The sequence below is a fragment of the Pedobacter quisquiliarum genome, from assembly GCF_014642175.1.
Taxonomy (GTDB): Bacteria; Bacteroidota; Bacteroidia; order Sphingobacteriales; family Sphingobacteriaceae; genus Pedobacter; species Pedobacter quisquiliarum.
In genome coordinates, this window is record NZ_BMIL01000018.1 from 1 (window position 1) to 10,908 (window position 10,908).

The following is a 10,908-nucleotide window of genomic DNA, read 5'->3' on the forward strand; positions in this document are numbered from 1 at the left end:
ACAGTCAACACATTTTGCATAACAACAATATATTGACCTTTTTAAAATTCTCAGTAAAAATAAAAGTCCCCAGAGGGGACTTTTAAAATTTAAGTTCAAAGCTGAGGCTTATTCGCCTTCTGAGCCGATCCCTAAGCGTTTCATCACGTCGTCACTTACGCCGGTTGAAGAATATCCGCCATCATGGAACAAGTTCTGCATGGTAACCATTCTGGTTAAGTCAGAGAACAAGGTTACACAGTAATCTGCACAAGATTCCGCATCAGCGTTTCCAAGTGGTGCAATTGAATTCGCGAAATCATAGAAGTCACCGAAGCCTTTGATACCTGTACCAGCAGTGGTTTTGGTTGGCGACTGTGAAACCGTATTGATCCTTACTTTTTTCTCAACGCCATAGTGATAACCGAAGCTTCTTGCAATAGATTCAAGCATTGCTTTGATGTCAGCCATGTCCGTATAGAATGGATAAGTTCGCTGTGCAGCCATGTAAGTAAGTGCTACAACACTACCACCTTCAGCAATAGCATCAAGTTTCTTTGCTACAGCAAGCATTTTATGAAAAGACATTGCAGAAACATCAATACCTTTCATGAAGTAATCGTAATTCGATTCGGTGTAAGGGATTTTCTTACGGATATTAACACTCATACCAATGGAGTGTAATACGAAATCTATTTTACCACCTAATATTTCTTGAGATTGTGTAAAAAGGTTGGTTAGTTCATCAACATTAGTTGCGTCTGCAGGAACAATTTGCGAACCTGTTTTCTCAGCCAATACTTTGATTTCACCCATGCGCATGGCGATAGGGGCATTGGTTAACACAAATGTTGCGCCCTCTTCATGTGCTTTTTCAGCAACCTTCCATGCGATAGAATTTTCATCTAATGCACCGGTAATGATGCCGCGTTTACCTTTTAATAAGTTGTACATATTTCTACTTTTAATGTTGTCGTTAAGGCCTAACTTAACAAGTCGAAGTTAGTAATTTTTTCTTTTCAGTATCGGGGTTATTCATTTTTATAACCCAGGAGGTCTTTCGCATTCTCCAAAGCAGAACTTCCGGGATTCTTACCGCTAAGCATCTCCGCAATTGCATCAATACGTTCCGGTGCAGATAACCTCCTGATTCCCGTCGTTGTTTTATCCTTGGCCTCATGTTTATACACAAAGTAATGCGCCTGACCCTTAGAGGCAATCTGCGGTAAGTGCGTAATGCAAAGCACCTGCATGTTCTTCTCCAAATGGCCAATAACATCTCCCACACGCAAGGCTGTTTCCCCCGAAATACCCGTGTCAATTTCATCAAAGATCAATGTAGGCAGGGCTGTATGTTTCGCCATGATCGACTTTATCGCCAGCATCAACCTGGAAAGCTCTCCACCGGAAGCAATCTTACCTACAGGTGCGGGCGCCTGACCAGCATTGGCTGAAAACAAAAGTGCAATCTGATCCTTGCCATCTTTACCAAAGTCACTTAGCACCGTTTGTTCAAGATGGATCTTGGCGTTCGGCATTCCAACCTGCATTAGGATCTCGTCGATCTGCTTCTCAGAACTCTTGATAGACTTCATCCGGTTCTGCGACAGCTTGTCTGCTTTCTTTTCCAGTTCCGCGCGTTGCGCTTCTAGTGTCTTTTGCAACTTCTCAATCTCTTCGTCGCCACTCAGCAAACGGCCCAGGCTGTCACTTAGTGTCTCACGAATTTCAATCAGCTCTTCAACAGTCTTCACGCGGTGCTTTTGCTCCAGCGCATATATCATGTCCAAACGCGAATTAATCTCATCCACCCTGGAAACACTGAATATCACCGATTCCTCCAGTGCCATCAACTCTTCCGATACATCCTTCAGATCGATCAATGCAGAGCGAAGTCGCTCATTCAAGCTTTCATACGCTGGATTATACTTCTCTACGCTGTTCAGCTGACTCACCACTTCCTTCAGCATCGGTAGCACGGCAACTTCCTGCTCACTCAAAAGGGCATAGCTGTTCACTAAACTCCTTTTAATGCTCTCGGAATTGTTCAGTGCTTCCAATTCAGTTTCAAGCAGCTCCTGTTCATCCGCCTGCAGGTTTGCTGCTTCCAGTTCATTGAAAAGAAACTGCTCATAATCCTGCTTCGTTCTGGCTTCATCTGCAGCAGCCTGCATGGTTGATAGCTGCTTACTAAGCTTACGATAGGTGTGGAACTTCTGACGATATTCGCTGAGCAATGGCATGTGGTTGGCCAGCGTATCCACGATAGACAGCTGGAAAGCCGGGTCACTAACCTCCTGCGTGGCATGCTGGGAGTGAATATCAATCAGCTTCTCACCAACCTGCTTCATCACCGAAAGGGTAACAGGTGTATCGTTAATGAAAGCCCTGGATTTACCGTCAATAGAGATCTCACGGCGGAGGATGCTTTCTTCCTGGTAATCCAGGTCATGTTCAAGAAAGAGGTGCTGAGAATTCTCGTTCAACTTGAAGGTGCCTTCAATCACACACTTCTTTGCCTGGTTGAAGAAATACTTGGTTTCTGCGCGCTGACCCAGAATCAGGGATAGTGCACCCAGCATGATGGACTTACCGGCACCCGTTTCTCCGGTTACAATGTTCAAACCTTTCTCCAGCTCAAGTTCAACACTATCAATTAATGCGTAATTACGTATAGAAAGTTTTTGTAGCATATTTCATTTGCTAAATTATGAAAAACTTAGCCTTGCATGTTTAATTCTTTACAACAAAAAAAGGCAGATAAAGATCTGCCTTTTTAAATTATTGCTTCGAAATCAGGATTTCCTTTTTTCCTGTTTCTTTCTAAGTTTCTCTACCTTCTCATCGAATTCCTTCTTCAGCTTTTTATATTCTTCAGAATTTCTCAAAGCGGTATGTTCTTGAGCATCTGTGCCATATTTGAAGCTGAAATTGAGATCTTTAATCTGCCGGTTCAACTCCGGGGTAAGTATCATTTTCTGAAGTTCCTTGGCCTCCTCACCCAGCTCTTTATTCAACTTTTTAAAAGCTTCCTGCTGTGCAGGATCATTCATTTTCAAGCGCAATTCCTCAGCATTCTTTTTTAAGGATTCTGTTAATGCCTTCCGTTTCGCCTGTTCTTCTGGTGAGCTGAATCGCTTCGTAAAAGCCTCACCTTGCTTCTGCATAGATAGTGCTAATTTCTCCCACTTTGCACGTTCCTCAGGGTTGTTGAAGCGCTTGGCCATAGCTTCGCCTTTTTTCTGCATCTCTAAGTCGAGCTTTTCAAATCTTGCTTTCGCTTCAGGCGAAGTGAAATGCTGCGTAAACTTTTCTGCCTTACTTCTAAGTGCAAGAACGGTTGCCGAGTCCATTGGGAAATCACCAGACCTAAATGCATATACCCGTGGCATGGCCTCAATTTTTAAACTATCCGGAAGTTCGCTCACAGAACTGTACTCGTGTTTAGTGCCTTTTTCATCAACAGTTATAATCTTAACTTTCTTCTTTTTCTTCGGCGTATCTATTGGTACCGTTAAAGCTAAGTGCTGACTATCTTGCTGAGTCAAAGATTCATCTGTTTTCATCGTGATGCCTTCCAGGCGATTCATCAAATCTTTTGCTGCGGTTTTTACAACCGCTTGCTCTTTCGAGGGGCTTACCCATGCAAGTGAAACTATCGTTCCAAGTGTCAGTGCAACTGCAAACATGCGTTGTTTGGCGTTCATGTAGGTCGTTTTCATATCGGTGATTCGTTTAATTCTGTGGTACAAATGCTGACTGCTTCCATTTGCAGCCAGTGAAAGGGCAGGCGTATCTTTTTCCTTCAGGATCTCTATCTTCAGTAGTGCATGCGCATAGGTGAGTGGTGTGCCAGTGAACTTTACCACACGGTCATCACAATCGTGCTCCCGCTCAATGCGGATGAAGCGACTGCTTAGCCATACAAAGGGATTGAAAAACATGACTGTCTCTATGCCGGTCTTAATCAGATTCAACAGGAAGTCGTGCCTGCGCACATGCGACAGCTCATGGATCAAGATCGCTTCCACCTGCTGAATGTCCAGCTGGGTCGCCATGCTAACCGGAAACAAGATGAGCGGCTTGAAGAAGCCAATGACCAACGGGACATTTACTTTATCAGACAGTTTAAACTGAACCTGCCTGCTGATCTTCAATTCGGCAAGGACTTGTACAAACCGCTCCATCCATAGAGGTGGCGCCTGTTGATGCGCAGCCGCTTTAACCTGTTCAAGTTTCCGATAGCTGTAGATCAGGATGCAAAGCTGCACCAACACACCAGCAGCATACAACGCGACCAGGTAGGGGAAGTACCGCTCCGCTAATTGTGCGAGGCCAGCTGCGCCCGTCGCGGTGCTAAGCTCCGCGGGTAAGCTGACACCCGGTGCGAAATGAATGTTTGTAACTGGTGTAGCAGTTTTAAGGTTGGAAACAAAAGACATTAGAAAACTGCCAAACATCAGGCATATAGACCCAAACGCAAGATTATGCTTCCACCTGGCACTTAGCCGGGGCACGGTCGTAAGCGCCAGAAACAGTAATCCATAAATGATTGCGCCCTGCCACAAAGAATGGAAAATACTCCAGCCAAATGCGATGATGATGTTGTTAACTAATGTTTCCATGATCTTATTTTTTGCTTAAATCGTCGAGATATTGTTTAATGGCATCAAGTTCCTCCTTACTGGCTTTATGGTTCCCAAGTGCCTGCATAACCATCCGGCTGGCCGAACCGTTAAAAACATTGTTTATCATGCGGCTTACCAGATGTTGCTGGGTTTTCTGTTGATTGACCAGCGCTTTATAAATGTGTGTTTTGGCGCTGGTATCCCGGCTAACAAGTCCTTTTTCATGCATGATCTGCATGAGCTTTAAAGTTGTGGTGTAACCTGCATCCTTGTTCTTTTCTAAAATCTCATGTACTTCACGTACTGTACACCGCTCTTTCTCCCACAAAATCTGCAGGATTTCTAATTCACTTTCTGTTGGTTTAATGTCTATCGCTCCCGTCATCATCTTAATACGAATTGTTTCGTACATAAATCTACGAATGTATTCGTACAATGCAAATTAAATATTAAAAAAATTTAGCATGATGATTGGCCGGGCAGACTTGCTGTGCAGGATTAAGAAAAAACAGGTTTAATTAAGAATAGCAAAATCTGAAATGACTATTAAGCCAGAAAATATAGAACCTAAGATGTGATTCTACTTTGCGGATTGGTAACGACCTGCATTTGCCGGATCAATAGTGGCAAGCAAATCCAGCGCGCTGCGTTTCTGCGCTGCATTAAGGGTGGAGCAGATTTGGATAAATTCATCAGACTTCCCGGAAAAGTAGATGTTCGGAAAGTATGCACCAAAACGTTGTTTGTCTAAACTGCTCAATGCGGTAAGGCTGCGAAAGAAGTTACCCGCTGCGGTGTTCTGGTCTTGCGTCATGCGGTCGAGCCCTTCAATGTGGTAGCTGTAGATGAAAGTCCGAAGTGCCTGGTAATTGTTGTTCAAGAGATTTTCGTTCAGCCAATAGCGATTCCTTAGCCCGTCTGCCGCTTTCCAACCCGTGTTCCCTGATGTCTGCGCGATGTTCATGGTCTGCTGCGCTTTTAGAAACAGCGGTGTACCGCCCAAGTTTGCAAAGCTATCCCGATCCAGACCAATGATCGTGTAAGCATAAAACGCAAGAATGGCGCTCAGGTTATTGATGAAGACCTGTTCTGAATATTCGAGTGGTTGCCCTTCGGTAAAGGTGAAATTGAAATCCCGGTCATTGAGACTTAATAGTGTGCTGTTGTAGCTACTGCCAAACAACGGTCTTGAAGATTGTATCTGTGCATCTGCCTGGTAACTGGCGTTGCCGTCCCATGCCCGGATGGTGATGACGAAGTTGCATTCAATTCTTTCCTGCGGAAGGTAGGTGTCTGTACTCCACTTGTTGCTGTTGAGGAAATTTCGGATGGCATCCTGCATCATTTGCAGGTTTGCAGGATTGAGGTTGGATACCGTAGGGGCAAGAAGCTGAACCCTTGCATTTAGTTCCTGTGCATGCACCCTTTGTAACAGCATACACAAAACAAGGAGCAGCAAGGTTCTTTTCATACTATAGCAAGCTAATGATTTCCCGGCAAATGTCTGCCGCAACCTCCGTTTTTGATTTTACATCAAACACCTTCTTTTCAAGCGCCCTATTAAAGATGGTCACCTTGTTGGTGTTACCGCCAAAGCCGGCACCAGCATCATTCAAGGAGTTCAGTACGATAAGATCAAGGTTCTTGCGCTTCAGCTTCTCTTGCGCATGAAATTCTTCATTGGTGGTTTCCAGCGCGAAGCCTACCAGAATCTGGTTTGCGGATTTCTTTATGCCGAGGTCTGCCAGAATATCCGTTGTTTTCTTCAGCGCAATGTGCAGCGTCTGATCTTGTTTCTTGATTTTTTCTGTCGCGACTTCAATAGGGGTGTAGTCGGCAACTGCCGCACTCATCACCGTGATGTCCGAAGTTGGAAATTGCTCCAGACAAGCCTGATGCATTTCAGCTGCGCTACGTACGTTTATTCTATTGATGCCCGGACTAGCTAGTTCTGCACTGGGACCGCTGATTAAGGTTACGTTTGCACCCATTTGTTGGAAGGCGTGTGCAAGGGCAAACCCCATTTTGCCAGAAGAATGATTGCCAATGAAACGAACCGGATCAATGGCTTCATAGGTTGGTCCGGCTGTAATCAGTACGCGGGTGTCCAGTAGGGGTAGGTCTTTCCGGATATGTTCCGTAAGGAAGTCAACAATTTCCTCCGGCTCTGCCAGTCGACCTTCGCCAACCAATCCGCTAGCCAGCTCACCACTTCCGGGTGCAATCATCAGATTACCAAATGCCTGTAGCTTCTGGATGTTTGCCTGTGTGCTTTCATGCTTCCACATATCCAGATCCATGGCAGGAGCGAAGAGCACCTCGCATTTTGCAGATAGGTACACTGCGGAAAGCAGGTTGTCACATACACCGTTTGCCATTTTGGAGAGGGTGTTGGCACTTGCCGGGGCAATCAGGATGTAATCGGCCCATAGCGCAAGCTCCACGTGGTTGCTCCATACGCCGGTTTCCTCTTCGTAGTACTTGGTATAAACAGGATTTTTAGATAGGGTTGCAAGGGTGAGCGGCGTAATGAAAGCCGATGCATTTGCAGTAAGAATAACCTTGACGTTTGCACCCGCTTTTACGAGCAATCTGACCAGGGAGGCCGATTTATAGGCTGCGATGCTGCCGCAAACGCCAAGGATAATGTTTTTATTTTGAAGCATGGTATCTTGCAATTGGGGATGCAATGGATAACTATGCCTTGTTGCTTTCTTCTTTTGCCGGGTTTCTGTGATAAACCTTATCGTTCAGGAATTCGTCGATTGCAATTAGCGAAGGCTTAGGCATACGCTCGTAGTGCTTGCTGATTTCGATTTGTTCTCTGTTTTCAAAAATCTCCTCCAGGTTATCATTTGAAGACGCAAATTCTGCTAGTTTACCGTGCAGCTCTTCTTTGATGTTGTTAGAGATCTGGTTTGCTCTTTTTGCAATGATCACTAACGACTCATAGATGTTTTCTGTCTTCTGATCTAAATCATTAACATTTCTGGTAACGGTTGTATTTGGTACAGCGGTCTTGTTCGTATTCATTATGTTGTTGGGGTTTTAATCGTTGTTTTTGTACTATCTCTCTTTGCTTCTTTCTCAAGCGTTGCTTTATACTTCTCGTTCTGTTTAGCAATGTCAGCCAGAACACGCTTTGCATTTTCGATGCCAGCTTCGCTTTCTGCTTTCAATTCAGTTACTTCCTTCATGTATTTACTTTCCGGATGTGACTGCACGAATTCATCAGCGAATTTAATGGCTTCATTGTAACGCTCTTCCTGGCGGGTCTCGAAGCTGTTCTTAGCGTACAGGAATTGGGACTTAACAGTTAACAAATCCATTTCTTCCGCGTACTTAATGTCTGGAAATTCTACCTGCGAAGCTTGTAAAGCAACTACTGCTGCTTTATAGTTCGTCACGTCGTAACCGCCTAGATCATAATACAATTTAGCATTTGCGTATGCTTTGTCCTCCAGTTTACCTCTTAAGTCGTTGATGTACTGTGTGGCTTGCGCAACACGCTCACTTTTCGGGTAAAGGTTGATGAACAACTGCATGGCATCAATAGCCTTGTAAGTGTTTTCCTGATCTAGCGTTGAATTCGGTGAGTCCAGGTAAAAACAGTAAGCATACATGTAACGGCATTCTTCTGCGTTTTTACTTGTTGGATATAGATCTGCAAAGCTTTTGAACTGAAAACGTGCAGTGGTGTAATCACCTAAACGGTACAGGGTATAAGCGTAATAGTAGTTCAGGTCTTCCGCTTCTGCACGGCCGCGATATTTCTGTGTAAGGTCTTCAAATAGAATTAAGGCCTTTGAATAATTTTTGTTGTTATATAATCTAACCGCCTCCTGATATTTCTTAGCTACGTCGTTGCTAAGCCTGATTTTCTCGAATTGACTTTTACATCCGGCAACAGATAAAGTCAGGATAGTTAGTAATAATAATGTTAAGTGTTTAATTTTAAACATTCTGCAAAGATAAGTAATAATACGATAACGCCAATTAAAAATAATAGTCCGCTAAGCTATCGAAAGGCATTCATCCTTTCAAGGGATTAACATTTTTTAACACAATATATTGTCTCGCTTTGCGGTGTTCAAGCAGCTATTTACTCGTGCTTCGTCCGAGGTAGGACGCCTTCATTCCGTCACTCGTTTCTAATCCTTTCCTGCTATTATCTGCGCATTGCCATTGGGGTTTTCAAACTGCTTTGTGATTGGATAGGCATGTAGTTGTGGCCCAGCTGTAAGTACAATTAGTCACATCAAACCTGGAGCAATCTCAGATATCACGCACAGCAACCGCACATGATCTGTGCGCTTGCTGTGCGTTTGGTGTGCGTTTGCTGTGCGTCTGGTGTGCGTTTGTTCCGAAACTGATCTGGTCTCTTTCTGATCGTGTTTTGTTGCTGTTTAGCCGCTGGGCGGAGTAGAGGTTTCACGATTTGGCTATGTCTTAATGCTGGGACAACTATACAACGGCCCACCTTATTCCTGAATGTACTATACTTTAGTGCTTGTTATGGTTACAAGCGATCGACTGAATCGTATTTGGAGGCAATTAATTTGGGATGGGCGGGTTTGCATGTTGCTTTCGATTTGGGACCGCACAGTGCTGGTGCGTACAGCTTGGAGTGGTCGATTGGGTTAATTTCCCCGAGGCGTTATATGTGGTTAGTTTATATGCCATACGTGTATTGACGTATATGCTATATATATGATGTATATGTAGTATGATCAGTGCTGCACTACTCAATACTGTATTTACAGCCGCATGTAAGTTCTCGCACAGCGGAAATAGTTTAAAGGTATAGCAGCTGTTTGTATTCAGCAAGGGCAACATCCGCCCCGGACTGGATTGCTGCTGGGGGATGATGCTTGGCAAGGAAACGTTAGTGCACGTAATTGGGCACTGCTAGGTACGATGTTTTGCTTGCCGATCTGATCTTTCTACCTCTTCGTGCCTGTAGGTATCCGTGAATATTGACTTTACACTCAAAAGCGCTTGCTTTATATAAGGTAATGTACATCGATAAAGCTTGCTCCATATATAAGGTGAACATTAAAAAAGCCAGCTATATATATGAAGGGCATCTGTATCTATATAGATGATGTTGAAAAGGACTGTTGGCATATGCAGGGCAGATCTAAAAAGTGCCTTTATCTATATAGATGATCTGGAAAATGCTTGTTAGCGTATGCAGATTACGTCATAATAGTATCTGTATCTATAAAGAGGACCTAGGTAAAGCTTATTGGTGCATGTCGATCAGATCAAACAACGTCGATATTTATATAGTGAGCCTGGAAAGGCTTGTTTATGCATGTATCGGCATTCAGGCTCTTACTTTTATTCTTGATATGGCTTGTTGTTATATGCAGATACATCAATAATGCGCCGAGATAACTGTAAATAGCTTGGAAAAGGCATGTTTAGTTACGCAGATGGGATTAGAAGGGTGCCTGTTTCTATATTAGATGACGTAGCACCGGACATATATCAAATGTATAAGCATCACGACAGCGATATGCCAAAAGTTATAATGGGCGAGAAAACCATTCGAAAAAGCTTATTAGTGCATGCAGATTACATCGAAAAGCTACGGGTATCTATATAATTAGCCTCGACAGTTCCTGTTCGTACATGCAGATCGCAGCAAAAAACACCTTCGTTTATATAGATAACCTTCAAAAAGCTTGTTTATACATGTAGGGGATAGGTAAGCGCTCTGCTATTCAAACATGAAAAGGAGAGAAAAGCCTGCTTGCTTATACTGATTAAGCTTCTTAAGGCTGTCCCGAAACGCCTTATTGTACAACTTACACAAACCCCTGTGCATTGCTGTGAAAATGATTGCGCTTGTTTCCCAGCGAATTAGCTGGGGATAACAAGATATTTCTACATATTGTTTTGCAGCCAAGGATTTTTCTTCTACATTTGCACTCCGCTTCGGAGGAAGAGGATTAGTGAAAAGGATAAAGAAGTAAAGATTTGAAAGGCTGATAAAGGAGTAAGATAATGTCTCTTTTTGCGTTTACTGAAAATGTAAACGATAGCGAACTGGAAACAGTAAGCGAGTTCTGAAAAGAGCGACAAACAAAAAGAAAAAAAAAGAAAAATAAATTCTTGACAATATCAAAATCATTACTACCTTTGCAGTCCCAACAAACAGGGAGCCACTTAACGGATGTTAAGAAAGGCAAAACAAACAAGATTGAAACAGCGAATTTAGCTAAACAGACCAGACGAAAAAGACTGGGAAACACACGCTAGAGGATCTGCAACATATAAAGGCAAACCGAGAGGA

The 10,908-nt window shown here is 43.5% G+C and carries 8 protein-coding genes; all 8 read right to left on the reverse strand.

Annotation, left to right across the window (positions count from 1 at the left end; genetic code table 11):
• Positions 1-108: 108 nt before the first annotated feature.
• A complete protein-coding gene (locus tag IEW69_RS16715) occupies positions 109-933 on the reverse strand; it encodes an enoyl-ACP reductase FabI (protein WP_188628018.1) in 825 nt (274 codons plus the stop codon).
• A gap of 77 nt (positions 934-1,010) precedes the next feature.
• The gene (recN, locus tag IEW69_RS16720) at positions 1,011-2,672 is read right to left on the reverse strand and encodes a DNA repair protein RecN (protein WP_188628019.1); all 1,662 of its coding nucleotides are present in this window, start codon (positions 2,670-2,672) and stop codon (positions 1,011-1,013) included.
• A gap of 102 nt (positions 2,673-2,774) precedes the next feature.
• On the reverse strand, positions 2,775-4,604 hold the full coding sequence (locus IEW69_RS16725) for a M56 family metallopeptidase (protein WP_188628020.1): 1,830 nt from the start codon (positions 4,602-4,604) through the stop codon (positions 2,775-2,777).
• A 4-nt stretch (positions 4,605-4,608) separates the two neighbouring features.
• A complete protein-coding gene (locus tag IEW69_RS16730) occupies positions 4,609-5,019 on the reverse strand; it encodes a BlaI/MecI/CopY family transcriptional regulator (RefSeq protein WP_229663667.1) in 411 nt (136 codons plus the stop codon).
• Between the two features lie 168 nt (positions 5,020-5,187).
• Positions 5,188-6,078: a type IX secretion system protein PorD gene (porD, locus tag IEW69_RS16735; protein ID WP_188628021.1), complete on the reverse strand. Its 891-nt coding sequence runs from the start codon at positions 6,076-6,078 to the stop codon at positions 5,188-5,190.
• Position 6,079: 1 nt separating this feature from the next.
• Positions 6,080-7,273, reverse strand: a complete 1,194-nt coding sequence (coaBC, locus tag IEW69_RS16740; protein WP_188628022.1) for a bifunctional phosphopantothenoylcysteine decarboxylase/phosphopantothenate--cysteine ligase CoaBC — start codon at positions 7,271-7,273, stop codon at positions 6,080-6,082.
• A gap of 31 nt (positions 7,274-7,304) precedes the next feature.
• Complete coding sequence (locus IEW69_RS16745; RefSeq protein ID WP_188628023.1) at positions 7,305-7,640, reverse strand: DNA-directed RNA polymerase subunit omega; 336 nt, start codon at positions 7,638-7,640, stop codon at positions 7,305-7,307.
• Positions 7,640-8,569, reverse strand: coding sequence for an outer membrane protein assembly factor BamD (locus tag IEW69_RS16750; RefSeq protein ID WP_188628024.1), 930 nt, complete (start codon positions 8,567-8,569; stop codon positions 7,640-7,642). The genes IEW69_RS16745 and IEW69_RS16750 overlap by 1 nt, the downstream gene beginning before the upstream one ends.
• Positions 8,570-10,908: the final 2,339 nt, after the last annotated feature.

Bases quoted from the DNA above. Each gene is read 5' to 3' on its own strand.
- IEW69_RS16715 (WP_188628018.1), bottom strand. From the start codon at position 933: ATGTACAACTTATTAAAAGGTAAACGCGGCATCATTACCGGTGCATTA.
- recN (WP_188628019.1), bottom strand. From the start codon at position 2,672: ATGCTACAAAAACTTTCTATACGTAATTACGCATTAATTGATAGTGTT.
- IEW69_RS16725 (WP_188628020.1), bottom strand. From the start codon at position 4,604: ATGGAAACATTAGTTAACAACATCATCATCGCATTTGGCTGGAGTATT.
- IEW69_RS16730 (WP_229663667.1), bottom strand. From the start codon at position 5,019: ATGTACGAAACAATTCGTATTAAGATGATGACGGGAGCGATAGACATT.
- porD (WP_188628021.1), bottom strand. From the start codon at position 6,078: ATGAAAAGAACCTTGCTGCTCCTTGTTTTGTGTATGCTGTTACAAAGG.
- coaBC (WP_188628022.1), bottom strand. From the start codon at position 7,273: ATGCTTCAAAATAAAAACATTATCCTTGGCGTTTGCGGCAGCATCGCA.
- IEW69_RS16745 (WP_188628023.1), bottom strand. From the start codon at position 7,640: ATGAATACGAACAAGACCGCTGTACCAAATACAACCGTTACCAGAAAT.
- IEW69_RS16750 (WP_188628024.1), bottom strand. From the start codon at position 8,569: ATGTTTAAAATTAAACACTTAACATTATTATTACTAACTATCCTGACT.